This window comes from Hymenobacter pini (genome assembly GCF_020421205.1).
Taxonomy (GTDB): domain Bacteria; phylum Bacteroidota; class Bacteroidia; order Cytophagales; family Hymenobacteraceae; genus Hymenobacter; species Hymenobacter pini.
Window position 1 is genome coordinate 780,769 of record NZ_JAIZZH010000003.1, and the last position, 18,683, is coordinate 799,451.

Below are 18,683 nucleotides of genomic sequence, written 5' to 3' on the forward strand. Positions count from 1 at the left end.
GAGTTGTGCGTAGGGCCTGCCAGGCAGTTTGCTGAACGCCGGGCTGGCTTTTTTGCGAATCTGCGTTATTTTTGAAAATGTGCTGAGCTCAGGTTCAGCGTTTTGTGTCTCCGGCTACGTTGCCCCGGGTTATCTATTGCTGATGAAGAAGTCGTTGCTGCGCGCTGCTGTTCCCGTTCTGTTGGCCTCGGCCCTGGCCCGCCCGGTAGCGGCCCAGGTACGGCCCCAGCTACCGCCCGCTCCTCAGCCCGCCCTCAACGACACGCTGCAGGTACACCTGGAGCTGCTGCCCGACTCGCTGGTGGCAGTTCCGGTACCCGTCGATTCGGCCCGCCTGCGGTGGCTCCGTACTCCGCCCGAGCTGCGCGACCTAGTGGGCGACCGAATTGCCTGTATTGAAACGGAGATGCCCCACGCCTTCAATAACCACGTAATGGCCTTTGTGCGGCTGTTTACGGAGCGGCAACGGGGCTACACGCAGCGGGTACTGGAGCGCGAAAACCTGTATTTCCCGCTGTTCGAGAAATACCTGGCCAAGTACAACCTGCCTACTGATCTGAAATACCTGGCCGTGGTGGAGTCGGCATTGATTCCGACGGCTAAATCCCGGGTGGGCGCCACCGGCTTGTGGCAGTTTATGGGCCCTACCGCCAACGACCTGCGCCTGCGCCGCGACGAGTGGGTGGATGAGCGTATGGACCCCGAGAAAGCCACGGAAGCCGCCTGCAAGCACCTGCGCTACCTGTACGGGGTATTTCACGACTGGGAAATGGTGCTGGCGGCCTACAACTGGGGGGCGGGCAACATGCAGAAGGTAGTGCGCCGTACCGGCAAGAAAACCTACTGGGAAGTGCACCCCAACCTGCCGGTCGAAACCCGCAACTACGTGCCCACCTTCACGGCCATCATGTACGCCATGAAGTACGCCAACGAGCACCAGCTGCACTCTCCCGCCCTGCGCTACCAGCATGCCGAGGCTATGGACACGCTGCAGCTCGGCGGCCGCCCCTTCGACCTGACCCGCCTGGCCCGCGCCTGCGGCTACCCCGATTCGATGGCACTGCTGCGCCTGAACCCGGAGTTGCGCAAGCCTTACCTACCGGCCGGCTACCGGCCCTACACCGTGCAGTTCCCGGCCTCCACTCGCATCACCTTGGCGGCCGTTGACCGGGAAACCCTATTTGACTACTGCCGCCCGTTGGCCGAGCTGCCTACTCCGCTGCCATTGCGCTCCGTGTTGCTTACGGGGGTAGAGCCTTTCCCAACCCAGGATAATGCCGTGGCCGCTACCCGTCCGGCTGCTGCCCAGCCCAAATACCGGCGCGTGCGCCACACTGTGAAGCGCGGCGAAACCGTAGCCTCGGTAGCCGAGCAGTACGCGGTAAGTACAGCCCAATTGCGGCGCTGGAACGAGTTGGGCCGTGGAAACTCGCTAACTTCACGTAAGCAATTAGTGGTATTCGTGCCCCAGGCAGCACCAGCAATCCAGGCCGCTTCTGCGACTATGGTTGCTGTGGCGGCCACTAAACCGGTTGCCGTCCGTCCTCCGAAAGCGGCGTCGGCTCCCGAACCGAAGAAAGCCGAGGATATTGTAGAAGTACCTGTTGCGGCCCGCGCGGCCCGGTCCGTGGCAGCCCGGCCGGCTGCTCGTCGGACTCTGCCAGTCGAGGCAGCTCCCTCACCCGCCGAGGTGGATGATACCGTTCCGACTTACTACGTGGTACGCTCCGGTGATTTTCTGGAAAAAGTGGCCCGTACCCACAATCTGACCATTGCCCAACTCAAGGCGTGGAATAACCTGAAAGGCGAAACCGTACAGCCGGGGCAAAAGCTCATGCTGGTAGCCCCCACCCCAACTGCTGAATTGGTAGCCGCCACCCGTGAAGTGGCTACGCAACGCCCGGCTGCCCGCCCGGCACCCGCAACTCCCAAAACCAACCAGCCGCTGCCTGAGGTGCATTTGGTACAGCCCGGGGACACGCTCTACAATATTTCCCGCCGCTACCAGGGCCTTACGGTAGAGAAGTTACGGGAGCTAAACCACCTGCAGTCCGATGACGTGAAACCGGGCCAGAAGTTGATTGTGCGCAGCTAGTTTCCTTGCTGAATATAGTACCCGGCTCAGGCCGGGTATTTTTTTATCATTGACTTATAGCGCATTACTGCACCACAGAAACCTAACGACTCTATAATTGAACTTTTACGAGCTGAGCTGGCATAGCGTTTGTTTCGGCCGAACTGTTCAGTTCTTCATCCATCCGTACTGCTATGATGCGCAAACCGCTACTTATCTTCTCCAGCTTTAGCTTACTGACCTTGGTCAGCTGTCAGAAAGACGACGACCAGCAGCCTGCGCCCGCCGAGTCCGCTCCAGTGCAGGAAGCTAACGTCAACTTCCTCTATACCTATCCAAATGACAGCAAGGGCCAGACGTTTCTGGCTAAGGATCCTAAAGGCAAGCTGGAAACCAGCCGGCTGAGCCTGACCTTCGAGAAGGAGTTTTAGCAGAATGCCTTGGTAATAGAAGACCGCCTGGAGTTTATGCTACCCCAGAGCCGCCAAAAGTCCGGTTTGGTTGGCACCTACACGTTGTCGTCGCAGCCGGACCCGGGCCAGGGTGAAATGCAGGTTACCTACGAGCGGCCGTATCCCGGCACCGGGGTGTTTCTGAATAAGTATTCCGGTAACACGTCGGTGATGGAAGGCAGCTTTACCATCTCGGAATACAATGCCGGCCGCAAGCTGCTGAGCGGCTCGTACACGTTCACTATCCGGCAGGTGCGGGACCCATTTCAATTCCTGACCATTGGCTCTTCCCTCGACCCGCGCCGCTTGTGCGACGTGAAGTGCTACGGTACGTTCCGGGAAATCCCGCTGCAATAGTGCCGTTTCAGACCTCAGCGGTAGTAGTTGCTACTATATCAGCCCCGTACCGGCTTCCGGTGCGGGGCTTTTTTCTATCCGGGCGGGGGGGCGTACCTTTGTAGCGGGCAGATTTTGCCCCATCTTGCTTCCTTGCTCTTTGTTCCGGGAAGCCCACCCCTTTGCGTATGCTGAAAATCAATAAACAGGACGCCCTCAATTACCACTCGCAAAGCCCCGCCGGCAAAATTGAAGTGGTACCCACCAAACCCGTCAGCACCCAGCTGGACCTGGCTCTGGCCTACTCGCCGGGCGTAGCCGAACCCTGCAAGGCTATTGCTGCCAACCAGGAAGACGTGTATAAATACACCGCCAAGGGCAACCTGGTGGGCGTTATCAGCAACGGCACCGCCGTGCTGGGCCTGGGCAACATCGGCCCCGACGCCTCCAAGCCCGTAATGGAAGGTAAGGGCGTACTGTTCAAGAAATTCGCCGGCATCGACTGCTTCGATATTGAAATTGACGCCACCGACCCCGACGAGTTCATCCGCATCGTGAAAAGCCTGGAGCCCACGTTCGGCGGTATCAACCTGGAAGATATCAAGGCCCCGGAGTGCTTCCGCATCGAAACGGCCCTGCGCGAGCAGATGAACATTCCCTTGATGCACGACGACCAGCACGGCACGGCCATCATTTCGTCGGCGGCGCTGCTCAACGGTCTGGAGCTGGTGGGCAAGAAGATTGAAGAAATTAAGATGGTAGTGAGCGGCGCGGGTGCCGCAGCCATCAGTTGCCTGCGGTTGTACCTGGCCCTGGGCCTGAAGGTGGAAAACGTGGTGGTGTTCGACAAGGACGGCATCATCACGCCCCAGCGCACCGACCTGGCCGAGCTGCAGATGCACTTCGCCACCACCCGCCCCATCAGCACGATGGCCGAAGCGCTGGAAGGCGCCGACGTGTTCCTGGGCCTCTCGGCGGCCAACGTGCTGCCCGCCGAGCTGCTGCTCAAAATGGCCCACGACCCCATCGTGTTTGCCCTGGCCAACCCCGACCCGGAAATTGCTTACGAGGTGGCCATGGCTACCCGGCCCGATATTATTATGGCCACCGGCCGCTCCGACCACCCCAACCAGGTGAACAACGTGCTGGGCTTCCCCTACATTTTCCGGGGGGCGCTGGATGTGCGAGCTACCGAAATCAACGAGGCCATGAAGCTGGCCGCCGTGCGGGCCCTCTCGGAGTTGGCTAAGGAAGCCGTGCCGGATATGGTGAACAAAGCCTACGGCGACAACACCCTGAGCTTCGGCCGCACTTACCTGATTCCGAAGCCGTTGGACCCACGCCTGATTACGGCTGTGAGCCCCGCTGTGGCCAAAGCCGCCATGGAAAGCGGCGTGGCCCGCATCCACATCGACGATTGGTTTGCCTACGAGGATGAGCTGCGCGCCCGTCTGGGCGTAAACCAGAAGTTGATGAACCGCATCACGCAGGCTGCCCGCAGCAACCCCAAGCGCGTGGTATTTGCCGAGGGCGACACCTACAAAATCCTCAAGGCCGCCCAGATTCTGCACGATGAGGGCATTGCCCAGCCCATCCTGCTCGGTAACCGGGCCAAAATTGCCCGCATTGCCCAGGAAAACTCCATGGACCTGGAGGGCTGCCGGATTATCGACATTCTGCACGAGGAGGCCAAGCGCGAGGAGTACGCCCAGAAGCTGTACGAGAAGCGCCAGCGCCGGGGCATTACGCTCTACGAAGGCCGCCGCTTGCTGCGCGAGCGGAACTACTTTGGCTCAATGATGCTGGAAACCGGCGAGGCGGATGCCTTCATCACCGGCCTCAGCAAAGACTACGGCAAGAGCATTGTGCCCTCTTTGCAGGCCATTGGCGTGGCCGAGGGCGTGAAGCGGGTGGCTTCTATGTACATCATCCAGCACAAGAAGGGCCCGTTCTTCTTCGCCGATACCACCGTGAATATCGACCCCACGGCCGAGGAAATGGTGGAAATTATTGGCCTCACGGCCCGGGCGGTAAAGTTCTTCGATGCCGAACCCAAGGTGGCCGTTATCAGCTACTCCAACTTCGGCTCCAACCCCGGCGAGCTGCCCGACAAGGCGCGCCGCGCCACCGAGCTGGCCAAAGCCCGCTTCCCCGAGCTGATTCTGGACGGAGAAATGCAGGCCAACACTGCCCTCAACCCCGATTTGCTACGCGAGCAGTATCCCTTCTCGGAGCTGGCCGCCCACGGCGGGGCCAACACCCTCATCTTCCCGAACGTGATTAGCGGCAACATTGCCTACAAAGTCATCCAGGAAATTGGCGGCGCGGAGGTAATCGGGCCTATCCTGATGGGGATGCGCAAGCCGGTGCACATTCTGCAGTTGGGCGCGTCGGTGCGCGAAATCGTGAACATGGCTGCCATTGCCGTAGTAGACGCCCAGCAGCCCGACGGTAAAGGGTTGTAAGCAAGCCCGCTGCTCGAAAAGTATCAACGCCAGAGTTGCCTGCGGGTGGCTCTGGCGTTGTTATAACCGGCCATGAAGTGGCAATACTTTGATTCCGACCGAATTCGGCGCAACTTGCCAGACGCAGCCACCCACGCTCTACACTAATTTTATTAGAACCACTAAAATCATTGGCACAATTTTACGCCTGATGCTGTTTTGCTGGTTCTGATATCCCTCAACCTGACCACCCCGCATGATTGCCTACGTCGACGGTAAACTCGCTTATAAAGACCCTACCCAAGCCATTCTGGATGTAAACGGCCTTGGTTACGAAATCCGGATTTCGCTGGCCACCTACTCCAAGCTACCCGCCGAGGGCGAGAAGGCCAAGCTGTACACGTACCAGCACGTGAAGGAAGATGGGCAGACGCTCTACGGCTTCCTGGACCCCAACGAGAAAGCCCTGTTTCTGCAGCTGATTTCGGTATCGGGCATTGGGCCGGGTACGGGCATTGTGATGGTATCGTCGATGTCGGTAGGCGAAATTCGTCAGGCCATTGTGAACGAGGACGTGCGCTCCATTCAGGCCATTAAAGGCGTGGGACCCAAAACTGCCCAGCGGGTAGTGCTGGAGTTGAAAGACAAGCTCCGCAAAGATGAACTACTGGCCAAAGCCGGTATTGATACCGTGCCGCTGGCCCGGGCACACAATACCAGCCGCACCGAAGCGTTAGCAGCCCTGGTAACGCTGGGCTTTGCGCGGGCGGCGGCCGAGAAAACCCTCGACCAAATTCAGCACAAGCACGGCAACGACCTGAGCGTGGAGGAATTAATTAAATTCGCTCTTAAGTCGCACTAGGAGCGGTTGGCTATCAGCTGTTGGCTGATAGCTTTTTAGCAAGTGTAGCGGGCCCGTGGGCCTATTATGCTGGTTACTCCACCTTCTTCAGACAAAAGCTACCAGCTATTAGCCAGCAGCTAACAGCTAATAACCTCTTGGCTTATTGACGCTTGAATACCGGTAAGAAGTCCCTGGCCGCCTCGGTGGTGGCCGCTGTGTCGTTGGTAGCGTGGTGGTCTCAGGCCCGGCCGTTGGGCGGGCCGGCGGCGCCGTTTGCCATGCGGCAGCTCTGGTCCGATTGGCTGCCCGGTTCTGCGCGGGGGCCGCGCCCGGCGTTGAGTTTTCAGCCCGATACGCCCCGCACCGATACTACCCGCTACCGGCCCAGCACCCGCCCACGGGTAGCGCCCGAAGACCGGGTGGGCACGCCGTTTTCGCCGCAGCGCCGCCGCTCCCCGCTGGTGCTGCCCCTGCCCTCCAACGTGCAGCTGGACGTGCAGCCCGACGACAGCCTGCAGAACTTCGACATCCGGGAACGGGTGGGCGCGGACGTGGATTTCCGGGACCCCAGCCGCATGACGTTTGAGGAGTACTCGCGCTGGCAGCAGCAGCAGGCCGTGCGCAACTACTTCCGGCAGCGCGCCAACGGCGGCGTGGCCGGCAACCCCAACCAGCCCGAAAACCGCCGCCTCATTCCCAAAATCTACCTAGGGCCCATGGCCGACCGGATTTTTGGGGGCAGCTACGTGGACATCCGGCCCCAGGGCGCCGTGACGCTGCGCATGGGCTACCGGGGCAACCGCAACGAAAACCCCACCCTCACGCTGCGGCAGCAGCGGGTAGGCGACTTCCAGTACGACCAAAACCTGAACCTGAACCTGGCCGGGCAGATTGGCGAAAAGCTGAAACTAACCTTCAACTACGACACCCGGGCGGCCTTCGATTTCGAGAACAATATGAAGCTCGATTACACGGGCTTCGATACCGACATCATCCGCAAAGTGGAGTTGGGCAACGTGTCGTTGCCGCTGAACAATTCCCTGATTCAGGGCGGGCAGAACCTGTTTGGGGTAAAAACCCAGCTGCAATTTGGGCGGTTGGGCGTAACGGCCATTGCCAGCACCCTGCGCGGCCAGGCCGATGCCGTGCGCATTCAGAACGGGGGCCAGGCCCGGCAGTTTGAAATCAAGGCCAGCCAGTACGAGCGGGACCGGCACTTCTTCCTGAACCAGACCTTCCGGGACCGGTACGACGCCGCGCTGCGCAACCTGCCTACCATTCAGAGCGGGGTAGAAATTACCCACCTGGAAGTGTGGGTCACCAACGACAACCGCCAGAGCGACAACCTACGCAACGTCATCACTTTGATGGACGTGGCCGAGCCCCGCCGCCTGTACCGGCAGCAATTCGGCAAAGCCAACGGCCCCAACGCCCTGGCCGACAACACAGCCAACACCCTGCTCAGCCAGATTCGTGGCGCCTTCGGGTTCCGGGGCAACCAGACAGTTGATGGCGCCCTAAACAGCCTGGGCCTGCAGAAAAACGTGGATTTCGAGCACGTGCGGGCCCGCAAGCTCGACCCGCGCGAGTACACCTACAACGCACAGCTCGGCTACATCTCGCTGAATACGCAGCTGCTGCCCGAGCAGGTGCTGGGCGTATCGTACCAGTACATCTACAACAACAAGACGTACACCGTCGGGGAAATTCAGACGGATTACGCCACCGTGGGCCAAGACGAGGTTATCTTCCTGAAGATGCTGAAGGCCACTAACCCCGGTGTGAATTTGGCCGACCCCGCGCAGAACCCGCAGAATACCAACCTGCTCACGCGCAACCTGCCGACCTGGGATTTGATGATGAAAAACATCTATTCCCTGAATGCCAACCAACTCAACCGGGACAATTTCCAGCTCCAGCTCATCTACAAGGATGACGTAACGGGCGTGGATTTGATTTCCCTGAAAGAGGGTCAGCGCATTGCCAACCGGCCGCTGATTGAGGTGCTCAACCTCGACAACGTAAACCCCAACAACGACCGAAACCCCGACGGCAACTTCGACTTTTTCCCCGGCGTGACGGTGGATACCGAGTTTGGCCGCATCATTTTCCCGGAGGTTCAGCCCTTCGGCTCCTACCTGGCGGCGCAGTTTGATACGCTGGCCTCGCCGCAGGAGCAGGACCTGGCGCGCAAATACGTGTACCGGGAGCTGTACAACCAGGTGCAGAGCGACGCCCAGCAGCGCCAGGAAAAGGACAAGTTCTTCCTGCGCGGGCGGTACCAGGCTACTTCTACCGATGAGATTAACCTGCCGGGTATTGGCGTGGCCGAGGGCTCGGTGCGGGTATTTGCGGGCAGCACCCTGCTGCAGGAAGGCACCGACTACCAAGTGTTTTACGACCAGGCGAAGGTGAAAATCCTCAACCCGGCTTACCTGAACTCGGCCAACGAGCTGCGGGTGGAGTTTGAGAAAAATGCCTTGGTGCAGGTGCAGCCCCGCAAGCTGCTGGGGGCCCGCTTTGACTACCGCGTGTCGCCGGATATGAACTTTGGCGCGACGGTGCTGCACCTGCGTGAAAACCAGGCCCCCGGCATCAACCGCGTAAACATCGGCGACGAGCCCGGCAACAACACCATCTACGGCTTCGACGTGAACGTGCGCCGCGAGTCCCGGGCCCTGACCAAGTACCTGGATGCGCTGCCCTTCGTGAGCACCAAGGAAATTTCCACGGTGTCATTCAGCGGCGAGTTTGCGCAGCTGTTGCCCAGCCAGAGTAAGCTGGGTTCCGGCGACAGTGGCGGCGAAAACGGCGTATCGTACCTCGATGACTTCGAAAACGCCCGCACGCCTTACACGCTGGGCGGTATCAACTCGGCTACTGTTTGGCGTTTGGGCTCCACCCCGGCTCCGCTGCTGGGCTCAGCCCAGGGTCTGGAAGTGGCCTACAACCGCGCCAAGCTGGCCTGGTACACCATCGACCAGAGCTACTACACCAATGGCCAGAGCAAGCCCCGCAACATTGGCGTGGGCGACCTGAAAAACCACTACATCCGGGGTATAAAGCGCACGGAGGTATTCCCGAACCGGGACGTGGGCACCACCGGCAACTCGTTCGAAACGACCCTGGACCTGGCGTACTTCCCCGACCAGCGCGGGCAGTACAACTACACGCCCCGGGTGGACGCCGCCCGGCCTACCTTCTTCGCCAGCAACTCCCAGACCGATATGCTGGCCCGCCACGCGGGTATTGCGCGGGAAATCACCTTCGATACCGACTTCGACAACGCCAACGTGGAGTTTCTGGAGTTCTGGATGATGGACCCCTTCCTGACCGGTGACAACGGCCGGGTGGTGGACTCCGACGGCCACAACTCCAACAACAACACCGGCGGCGACCTGTACATCAACCTAGGCTCGGTGTCGGAGGATGTGCTGAAGGACGAAAACCGGTACGAATTTGAAAACGGCCTGCCCGCTGACGACGCCAACTTGGCTACTGAAACCGTGGAAACGCTGTGGGGTCGCGCCACCCGCCAGCAGTTTCTGACGGATGCTTTCAGCGCTGCCCCCGGTGCCCGGGCCCGGCAGGACGTGGGTCTGGATGGTTTCAATGATGGTGAGGAGCAGCAGCTGGCCAACATCAGCCCGGTATACCAGACCGCGCCCGACCCGGCAGCCGACAACTTCCGCCACCACCTAGACCCCAGTTACGACCAGCAGGACGCCAAAATTCTGGCCCGCTACAAGGACTACAACGGCCTGCAGGGCAACTCGCCCGAGGGCAGCCAGCTCAGCTCCACGGCCTTCCCCGACAAAGAGGACCTGAACCGGGACAACGTGCTCAACGACACGGAGCGCTACTACGAATACCGCCTGCAGCTGCGCCCCGGCCAGCTGGAAATCGGGCAGAACTACATCGTAGATAAGGTTATTGCCAATAATACCGATACCAACAACGAGCCCGTAACGTGGTACCAGTTCCGGGTGCCAATTCGCCAGTACACCGGTATTCAGGGCAACGGCAACCAAGAATTCGGCTTCAAATCCATCCGGTTCCTGCGCATGTACCTCACCCGCTGGCAGCAGCCGGTGGTGCTGCGCATGGTGCAGCCCCAGTTTGTGGCCAACCAGTGGCGCCGCTACCTCAACAAGATTGCCGAACCGGGACAGACTATCGTAAACCCCGATACCGACGCCGACGGCTTCAGTATTTCCACCGTCAGCATTGAGGAAAACGGCACCTCCAACAAGGGCAATGCCATTCCGTACGTGCTGCCTCCCAACATCCGCCGCGACCGGGAGTACGGCTCCAGCACCGTGAACCGTCAGCAGAACGAGCAAAGCCTGCGCTTGGTAGTAGATGGCCTACGCGACGGCTTTGCCAAGGCCGCCTACAAAAACCTGAACCTGAACATGCTGCGCTATAAGCGGCTAAAAATGTTCCTGCACGCTGAGTCGCAAGACCGGAACGTGCGTGATGGGCAGCTACGAGGCTTTGTGCGCCTGGGCACCGACTACATTCAGAACTACTACGAATACAGCAAGCCGCTGAAGCTCACCGAGCAGCCCCGTAGCGGCGTGGTGTACACCGTAGACAACGTGTGGCCGGTAGAAAACCGCATCGACCTGCCTTTGCAGGCCTTTATTGACGCCAAATCGGCCCGGAACAAGCAGGCTGCTTCCAGCATCGATTATACCAAGCCCTTCGTGGTAACGCTGGCTGATGGCTCGACGATTACCGTGGTGGGCAACCCCGACCTTTCGGCCGTGCAGGGCGCTATGATTGGCGTACTCAACCCCAAGGATGACGGTCAAAACAAATCCGTGACGCTGTGGGCCGATGAGCTGCGGGTACTCGACTTCGATACCGAAAGTGGCTGGGCGGCTACGGCCCGCTTCAATGCCAAGCTGGCCGATGTGGCCAACATTACAGCTACGGGCAGCTTCATTAGCACCGGCTTTGGCGGCCTGCAGGACCGGGCCCAGCAACGCTCCACCGACAACATCAGCCGCGGCGACGTGAATGCCACCGTGGCGGCCGAGAAATTCCTGCCCGAGAAGCTGGGCCTCCGTATCCCGGTGCTGCTGCAGGCCGGCGTGGAAACCCGCGCCCCCAAGTACGACCCGCTGGACCCCGACACCAAGCTCGACCAGTCGCTACAGAAGTTTAAGTCGAATGAGGAGAAAGCCGCCTACCGCAAGGAGGTGGTAGACCAGACCAGCCAACGGAGCATTTCGCTGCTGAACGTACGCAAGGAGCGCACCAACCCCGAGAAAAAGCCCCGCCCCTACGATATCGAGAACTTTGCCGTGAGCTACTCGCTCACCGAGCGCCTGCACACCGATATCCGCACCGACCGGGACTACACTCGCACCTACACCGGGGCCCTGGCCTACGTGTATCAGGCCACGCCCAAAAACTACACCCCGCTGGCCCAGGTGAAAGCCTTCGACTCGCCGTATCTGGCTATGTTCAAGGAAATCAACTTCACGCCCCTGCCCTCGCGCTTCTCCTTCCGCGCCGACCTGGACCGCCGCTACAACGAGCGGTTCCTGCAGCGCACCCTGGAGCCCGGCCAGGTGCCCGTGACGGACGGCATTCCGGGCGTATTCCAGAAATCGTTCTTCTTCAACCGCATCTACGACCTGCGCTGGGACCTGACCAAAGCCCTGGCCCTGGACTACACGGCCAACAACCGCGCCGTGGTGGATGAGGGCGTGGGCCGCAGCATCGGCGACTCCGATGAGGCCCAGCGCAACCGGGACCAGCTCCGCCGCAACCTGTTCCGCAACGGGGGCCGCACCACCAACTTTAACCAGACGGTAGCCCTCACCTACCGCCTGCCGTTGGATAAATTCCCGCTTACCGACTGGATATCCTCGGACGTGCGCTACGCGGCCAACTACACCTGGCAGGCCGCTTCCACGGCCCTCACGGCCCCGGTATACCCGCAGTTCCCCGACAGCACCCAGACCCGGGAGCTGAAGCTGGGCAACACCATTCAGAACAACGGGGAGCTGAGCGCCAACGGCAAGATTGACCTAGTGAAGCTCTACAACAAGGTGCGCTTCCTCAACATCATCAACAACGCCCCGCCCCCCCAGCCCCGCGTGAAGGACGCGGCCGGCACCAAGCCCGGTCAGGCTCCCGCCACCGCCGCGGCCGACTCCAGCAAAGGCCCGGAGCTGCGGCTGTTGAAGGGTATTCTTCGCTCGTTGATGACGGCCCGCTCCCTCAACTTCACCTACGCCCGCTCCAACGGCACGCTGCTGCCCGGCTACCTGCCCCGCACCCGCTTCTTCGGGATGGACAATGGCTTCGATGCACCCGGCGTACCGTTCCTGCTGGGCAAGCAGTACGACTTGGACGCTCTGTTTAACCGGGCTTATTCGCGGAACTGGTACACCACCGAAAGCCAGTACCTGAACACCCCGCTCAGCTCCCTGCTCACCGAGGCCCTCACCCTGCGCACCACCCTGGAGCCCTTCCGCGACTTTATTGTGCAGCTGGATGCCCGTCGCAACCTGGTGCGCAATCGGGAGGTATTCTACCGCAACCCCATCGATACAATTACTCTCTTGGCCCCTGCTGGTGCTATACCGTTGCCCAGCAATTCGCTTGGTTCCGGTACGTTCAGCACCTCCTTTATCTCTATCCAGACCCTGTTTGGTGACCTGAGCCGGGGCGGGGAAATCTCCAGAGCTTTCGACCGGTTCATTGATAACCGGGTATTTGTGCAGCAGCGCCTGCAGGAAGCGCGCGGAGGGTACGCCATTCCTGGCCCGGTTACGCAGGGCCGCTACGGCTACAACTCCCAGGATGTACTGATTCCGGCTTTCCTGGATGCGTACCGGGGCAAGTCGTCCAGTAATTACAAAGCCAAGGGTTTCCGGCCCTTCTCGGTGCTGCCCGTACCCAACTGGAATATCCAGTACAATGGGCTGTCTGAGCTGCCGTTCATTCAGCAGTATTTCCGCTCGTTCACCCTCAGCCACGTGTATACCTCGCAATACAACATTGCCGGTTACACCACCTCGGCCAACTACGTCCGAGAGCCAAAGAAGGATGAATTCTCATCTATCATCAACCAAAACGGCCTGTTTATTCCGTACTTCATTCTGGGGCAGGTGAGCATTGCCGAGCGCCTGTCGCCGCTGCTGGGCGTAAACTTCCAGACCACCGGTAAGCTGTCGGGCGGCCTTGAGTACCGCATCGACCGCACCATTGGCCTGAACACGCCCGTGGCCCAGGTAACCGAGCTGCGCCGCTCCGATATTGTAATTCGGGTGGGCTTCACCACCAACCGCCTTAAGCTGCCGTTCCGGGTAGGCGGGGAGCAGCGCATCCTGCGCAACGACCTCACCGCCCGCCTCGATTTGAGCATCAGCGACAATTACGCCGTGCAGCGTACTATTCTGGATGTGGTTGACCCCACCGGCTCCGTCACCGGCAGCAAGGGCCGGGCCTCCAGCCAGGTAACCAGCGGCACCCGCCAGGTGCAGCTGCGCCCCACCGTCGACTACACCCTGAATCAGCGCCTGAACCTGCAGTTCTTCTTCACCCAGAACATCACGGAGCCCCGGGTACAGAATGCGTTCCGCAACACGGCCACGGAAGGCGGTATCCAGCTCCGCTATAGCCTCTCCCAGTAACGGACAGCGGCTCCCCGATTCGGCAAAAGCCCACCCTTCCGGTAAGGGTGGGCTTTTGTGCAACCAGTCACAAGTCCGTAATTAGGACCGGATTTCATCTTATTCGCTTATTGTCGCTATGCCTGTTTCCGCGGTTTCGCCCGCTCCTTCTTCTGCCAGCCGCCCCGTGGTGCTGGGTGCCATACTGCTACTGCTGGGTATTGTGTGGGGATTTGCGTTGTTGCATCTGTCGGCCCGTACGGTGGTTTCGGCGGGGCTGCTCTGGGGCGTTGTGCTGGGCACGGCCGGTGCGGTGACGGGCGGGCTACTGTGGTTTTTCGCCGTCCAGCGCCGCCGCAAGCAGGCGGCCCCTCCCACCGGCAAAGACACGTTGGTAACTACGGTGCTGTTGTATCTGTACTCTGTTGTGGCGTTTGGCTTACTGGCCGCTGTGCTGCTGCTGGCTTCCAACCAATTGCTGGCATCGGGCCCTACCCGCTTGCTGTTGCTACCGGTGCAGCGCACCTCCGTTCCGGGTGCACAGGATGCTTATGCGGAGGTACTGCTGGATGGCCGCCCCACCCACATTGCGCTACCCGAGCAGGCCGGGCGCACGGTGGTAGCCCGCTACCTAGCGCTGGAGTTGGAACAGGGCGCCTGGGGCTTTTGGGTAGTACGCAGCGTGAAGCCCCAGATGCTGCCGCCCCGGTAAGCATGCACCAAATCTTACCAGGCCGCCGCTCGGAAACTGCCTCGCAACTCGTACTTTTGGCCCGTAAGCCTTTGGCTTCCGCTTCCTCACTTACACCCATCAAGTACCGCACCCCATGAATCTGCCCGCCAGCCTGAAGTACACGAAAGAGCACGAATGGATCCGCGTGGAAGGCGACGTTGCCTTCATCGGCATCACCGACCATGCCCAGAAGGAACTCGGCGACATTGTGTACGTGGACATCGACACCCTCGACAAAGAGGTAGCTCAGAACGAGGTGTTTGGTACCGTAGAGGCCGTAAAAACCGTTTCCGACCTGTTCAGCCCCATCACCGGCACCGTTTTGGAAATCAACGACAAGCTCGACGGCAGCCCTGAGCTGGTGAACTCCGACCCCTATGGCGACGGCTGGATGATCAAAATGTCCATCAGCAACCCCACCCAACTTGAGGCCCTGCTGTCGGCTGAAACTTATGGTGAGCTGGTAGGCGCCTAGTCTACGGCCAACCTCCCCGGCCTTGTTTGTTACTGCGCCGCCCCCGCCCCGTCGCCGGGCCCTTGTGGTCCTGCCGCTGGCGTGGGCGGCGTTTGTGTTGGTTAGCACGCTCACCCCGGCCAAATCCATGCCGGATACCCCGCACTGGGAGCTGCTGTCCTTCGACACGGCCGCCCACGCGTTTGTGTTCTGGGTGCAGGCAGTGCTGGCTGTTTTTTCGGCGCGGCGGCAGCGCTGGTTTTCGTGGCTCCGGCAGCACGCCTTTACGGCGGTGCTGCTGAGCACTGTATTCATGGGCGCATTCATTGAAGTGCTGCAGATGCGGATGAACCTGGGCCGCCACGGCGAATGGTCCGATTTACTCAGCGACTCGCTGGGCGCAGTAGTAGGATTGCTGCTCATGTGGCTTACTCGCCGGTTTTGGCAATGAGTCAGCCGCACACCTTCCTCCCGCCGAGCCGCGGCCTGTTGCTGGCAGCCGCCTGTGCGTGGTTGGCACCGGCTTACGGGCAGGATATGCCCCGGGTGCGCCAGACAATTGCTACCCTTGCCTCACCTGCCTACCAAGGCCGGGGCTACGTGCGCGGCGGCGACCAAAAAGCCGCAGCCTACCTGCGCCAACGGTTCCAGGAGCTGGGCCTGCAGCCCCTTGCCCCCAATTATACGCAGCCATTCGCGCTGGATGTAAACACTTTCCCGGGCCGTTTGCAGCTGGAGCTGAGCTTCGGCGCCCTTCGTTTCCCCGGCCTCAGCAGCTCGCGCCGGTTGCGCCCCGGTCAGGATTTTATTGCCGCGCCAGAATCCGGTGGCGGTAAGGTTGGCGGGCCTTTCTCAGCCGTGCCTGTCTGGCAGTTTGATACCCTTGCCTTTACCAACGCCTCTGTTCAGCAGCAGCTACTCCGGCGCCCCTGGCACAATGGCGGCTTTGTACTACGCGCCACCGATGAGCGCCGGCTCTCTACTCTACCGCTGCCCGTTCGCCAGCACCTGGATTCGGCAGCCCTGCGCCTGACGCTGGTACCGAAGCTTACGGCGTCGTTGGCGGCGGAGCAAGTATCCCAAATGCGGCTGGAAGTGCTGGATTCCGTATGGAACTATGTACCCTCCAGCGGCCCCACAGTAGCGTTGGTGACTGCACGGGTGGAGGCCGTGCTGCAACGCCAGTACCAGACTCAGAATATTGTGGGCTATCTGCCCGGCCGCGTGCAGCCCGACTCCTTCCTGGTAGTAACTGCCCATTACGACCACCTGGGCACCATGGGCCGCCGCACCTACTTCCCCGGTGCCAATGATAATGCCAGCGGTACAGCTACGCTGCTGGAGCTAGCCGCCTACTACGCCCGTCCCGAAAACCGCCCGGCTTATTCGCTTGTATTCGTTGGTTTCGGGGCGGAAGAAGCCGGTTTGGTTGGCTCAAAGTATTTCACCGAGCACCCATTGGTACCACTGCCGCGCATCCGCTTTCTGCTCAACCTTGATTTGCTGGGCACTGGCTCCGAAGGTGCAACCGTGGTGAACGGACGCGTATTTGAAAAGCAGTTTCAGCAGCTACAGCAGTTGAATGCTGCGCATCAGTATCTGCCTTCCTTAGCAGCCCGGGGCCGCGCCGCCAACTCTGACCATTACTACTTTTCGGAGCGGGGCGTTCCTGCCTTTTTCCTGTACACGCGTGGCGGCCCCACCGCTTACCACGATGTGCATGACCGCCCCGAGTCGTTGCCCCTCACTGCCTTCCCAAAGCTTTTCTTCCTCCTCCGCGACTTTCTGAATCTGCAAGGCGCCGCTGCTCGGTAATAGTTCTTTTGCTGGCAAGCTTAAAAAAAGAAAGGCCGACCCTCGGATGGAGAATCGGCCTTGTACTTTACTTGTAGGCTTGTATTAGCTGTTGGCTTTGAACGAGCCCATGATCTGCTTGGCGACGTTTTCCCACTCCGGCTTCTGGCGGTCGGCACAGGTGAAAGTGCACATCAGCAACTTGCCTTCCACATCAGTGAAGAAAATCAACTGATATACTTCGTGGCCCAGTTCCGGCTTCATCAGCTCCATGTAGCCAACCTTGCGGCCGTTTACATCTTTCACGCCGTGATTAAACCACTTCGCTTCTTTGAACTGCTTGGCGTAGATCTTGTAGAAGTTATCCGAGTACATGTCGATCATGTCCTGATCGGCCGTATTGTCGGTATACGAGAAAGCAATGCTGGCTTCCTTGTTGTTGGTGTAGATAACACTGGGGCGGCTCTGGGCTTTAGCATAGTTAAAGTCCATTTGCTGCTCGCTCATCACCTCAAAACCCTTCGGAATCAGGATTTCAACACGCTCGCTCAGCACGCGCTTTTTCACCAGTTCCACTTCAGCGAAGGGACGGGCAGCCATCAGCAACAGCATCAGGCAAAACAGGGGGGCAGAGAGTAAGACTTTTTTCATAATGCTAGACTGAAAAAAGGTGTGATTCAAAGGCTGATTTTTATCCGAAGAAAGAGAGGCTACTCTGTTTGGATAACACAATTTACGCACAAAAATGAGAGCTGCAAGTATTTTACAAAAAAATAATTCAGAACTGGGTATATAGCAACTTGAAACCAACGCTAAAAACCGCTTAAAACACTAAAAAACAAGCATTTTGCGATTAAATCCAGTTTTGACTTAGAAAATACCAAACCAGGAAAAACACAATACCATGTTAGGAATGGTCTATCAGTTTCTGTACGCTCAAAGTTCAATTTACAGTTATTACGAAGCTCAGGCTCAGAGGTTAGTACTCAGAGAATGTTATTGATTTGTTCCTTGATTTTTTCGAGTTCCTCTTTCATGCTCACCACCAAGTGCTGAATGGTGGAATCGTTGGCTTTTGACCCGATAGTGTTGATTTCCCGACCAATTTCCTGCGAAATAAACGCTAATTTCTTTCCGGTGGGTTCGGGCAAACCGGCCGTTTCGGTGAAGTAGTGCAAATGGTTGACCAACCGCACCTTTTCCTCGGCAATATCCAGCTTCTCAATGTAGTACAATACCTCCTGCTCAAAGCGGACAGGGTTGAAGTGCTCGTTGCCTGATATGTCGGCCAAGTGGCTTTCCAGGCGCTGCCGGACCTGTTCAATGCGGGTGGGGTCGTGCTTCTCCACCTCGGCCAGCAAAATGCGGATACGGTCGACGTAACCCAGGATTTCGGTGGTCAGGGCCTGGCCCTCGTCGCGGCGGAACTGGTTGACGCGGTCTAGGGCTTGCTGCAGCAGCGGCAGCAGCTCTTCCCAGGGCGTTTCCTCCTCTTCCTCGGTGGCGGCGGTGGCATCGGAGGGGATGCGCAGGGCACCGGGCAGAGCGTGGGCTACGGCCGTTACCTGCTCCAGGCTCAGGCCGGTGGCCAAGCTTACCTGCAGCAACTCTTGGCAGGCGGTAGTTACGGCGGCCTGATTGACCATAGAACCCTGCGCACCCGTAGCACGCGGGCGCGTGAAGTCAAGGTTCAGGTTCACCTTACCCCGAATCAGGCTTTTGGTAACTAGGTTGCGGATTTCCAGCTCGCGGTCCAGTAGGAAGCGCGGCAGGCGCAGGCTGAGGTCGAGGGTTTTAGAGTTGAGGGACTTAATCTCGACGGTGGCGGCGTAGTGGTCGGTTTCGCGGGTGGCGATACCGTAGCCGGTCATGGACTGGAGCATGGGCAGATTTGGGCAAAGTGGGCGCAAAAGTACAG

General features: G+C 59.5%; 12 protein-coding genes. 10 read left to right on the plus strand and 2 right to left on the minus strand.

Going from position 1 to position 18,683, the window contains the following annotated elements:
- Nucleotides 1-142 precede the first annotated feature (142 nt).
- The 10 genes from LF252_RS14710 (at nt 143) to LF252_RS14755 (ending at nt 16,786) form a co-directional block, all read left to right on the plus strand.
- Nucleotides 143-2,095, plus strand: a complete 1,953-nt coding sequence (locus LF252_RS14710; RefSeq protein ID WP_226270330.1) for a lytic transglycosylase domain-containing protein — start codon at nt 143-145, stop codon at nt 2,093-2,095.
- A gap of 173 nt (nt 2,096-2,268) precedes the next feature.
- Complete coding sequence (locus LF252_RS14715; RefSeq protein ID WP_226270331.1) at nt 2,269-2,505, plus strand: hypothetical protein; 237 nt, start codon at nt 2,269-2,271, stop codon at nt 2,503-2,505.
- A gap of 9 nt (nt 2,506-2,514) precedes the next feature.
- The gene (locus LF252_RS14720) at nt 2,515-2,883 is read left to right on the plus strand and encodes a hypothetical protein (protein WP_226270332.1); all 369 of its coding nucleotides are present in this window, start codon (nt 2,515-2,517) and stop codon (nt 2,881-2,883) included.
- 167 nt (nt 2,884-3,050) lie between these two features.
- Nucleotides 3,051-5,327, plus strand: coding sequence for an NADP-dependent malic enzyme (locus LF252_RS14725; RefSeq protein WP_226270333.1), 2,277 nt, complete (start codon nt 3,051-3,053; stop codon nt 5,325-5,327).
- A 235-nt stretch (nt 5,328-5,562) separates the two neighbouring features.
- On the plus strand, nt 5,563-6,168 hold the full coding sequence (ruvA, locus tag LF252_RS14730; protein ID WP_226270334.1) for a Holliday junction branch migration protein RuvA: 606 nt from the start codon (nt 5,563-5,565) through the stop codon (nt 6,166-6,168).
- 152 nt (nt 6,169-6,320) lie between these two features.
- Complete coding sequence (gene sov, locus LF252_RS14735) at nt 6,321-13,805, plus strand: T9SS outer membrane translocon Sov/SprA (protein ID WP_226270335.1); 7,485 nt, start codon at nt 6,321-6,323, stop codon at nt 13,803-13,805.
- Between the two features lie 118 nt (nt 13,806-13,923).
- The gene (locus LF252_RS14740) at nt 13,924-14,496 is read left to right on the plus strand and encodes a hypothetical protein (RefSeq protein WP_226270336.1); all 573 of its coding nucleotides are present in this window, start codon (nt 13,924-13,926) and stop codon (nt 14,494-14,496) included.
- Nucleotides 14,497-14,611: 115 nt separating this feature from the next.
- Complete coding sequence (gcvH, locus tag LF252_RS14745; protein ID WP_226270337.1) at nt 14,612-14,992, plus strand: glycine cleavage system protein GcvH; 381 nt, start codon at nt 14,612-14,614, stop codon at nt 14,990-14,992.
- Between the two features lie 22 nt (nt 14,993-15,014).
- Nucleotides 15,015-15,422: a VanZ family protein gene (locus tag LF252_RS14750; protein ID WP_226270338.1), complete on the plus strand. Its 408-nt coding sequence runs from the start codon at nt 15,015-15,017 to the stop codon at nt 15,420-15,422.
- A complete protein-coding gene (locus tag LF252_RS14755; protein ID WP_226270339.1) occupies nt 15,419-16,786 on the plus strand; it encodes a M28 family metallopeptidase in 1,368 nt (455 codons plus the stop codon). The genes LF252_RS14750 and LF252_RS14755 overlap by 4 nt, the downstream gene beginning before the upstream one ends.
- An 84-nt stretch (nt 16,787-16,870) precedes the next feature.
- Here LF252_RS14755 and LF252_RS14760 read toward each other — a convergent pair whose 3' ends face one another.
- On the minus strand, nt 16,871-17,416 hold the full coding sequence (locus LF252_RS14760; RefSeq protein ID WP_226270340.1) for a hypothetical protein: 546 nt from the start codon (nt 17,414-17,416) through the stop codon (nt 16,871-16,873).
- Nucleotides 17,417-17,751: 335 nt separating this feature from the next.
- Complete coding sequence (locus LF252_RS14765; protein ID WP_226270341.1) at nt 17,752-18,648, minus strand: YicC/YloC family endoribonuclease; 897 nt, start codon at nt 18,646-18,648, stop codon at nt 17,752-17,754.
- Between the last annotated feature and the right edge of the window lie 35 nt (nt 18,649-18,683).

What these genes read in the sequence shown, in the direction of transcription:
- LF252_RS14715 (WP_226270331.1), top strand. Translation starts at nt 2,269, where the DNA reads ATGATGCGCAAACCGCTACTTATCTTCTCCAGCTTTAGCTTACTGACC.
- LF252_RS14760 (WP_226270340.1), bottom strand. Translation starts at nt 17,416, where the DNA reads ATGAAAAAAGTCTTACTCTCTGCCCCCCTGTTTTGCCTGATGCTGTTG.
- LF252_RS14765 (WP_226270341.1), bottom strand. Translation starts at nt 18,648, where the DNA reads ATGCTCCAGTCCATGACCGGCTACGGTATCGCCACCCGCGAAACCGAC.
- LF252_RS14725 (WP_226270333.1), top strand. Translation starts at nt 3,051, where the DNA reads ATGCTGAAAATCAATAAACAGGACGCCCTCAATTACCACTCGCAAAGC.
- LF252_RS14740 (WP_226270336.1), top strand. Translation starts at nt 13,924, where the DNA reads ATGCCTGTTTCCGCGGTTTCGCCCGCTCCTTCTTCTGCCAGCCGCCCC.
- gcvH (WP_226270337.1), top strand. Translation starts at nt 14,612, where the DNA reads ATGAATCTGCCCGCCAGCCTGAAGTACACGAAAGAGCACGAATGGATC.
- LF252_RS14755 (WP_226270339.1), top strand. Translation starts at nt 15,419, where the DNA reads ATGAGTCAGCCGCACACCTTCCTCCCGCCGAGCCGCGGCCTGTTGCTG.
- ruvA (WP_226270334.1), top strand. Translation starts at nt 5,563, where the DNA reads ATGATTGCCTACGTCGACGGTAAACTCGCTTATAAAGACCCTACCCAA.
- LF252_RS14710 (WP_226270330.1), top strand. Translation starts at nt 143, where the DNA reads ATGAAGAAGTCGTTGCTGCGCGCTGCTGTTCCCGTTCTGTTGGCCTCG.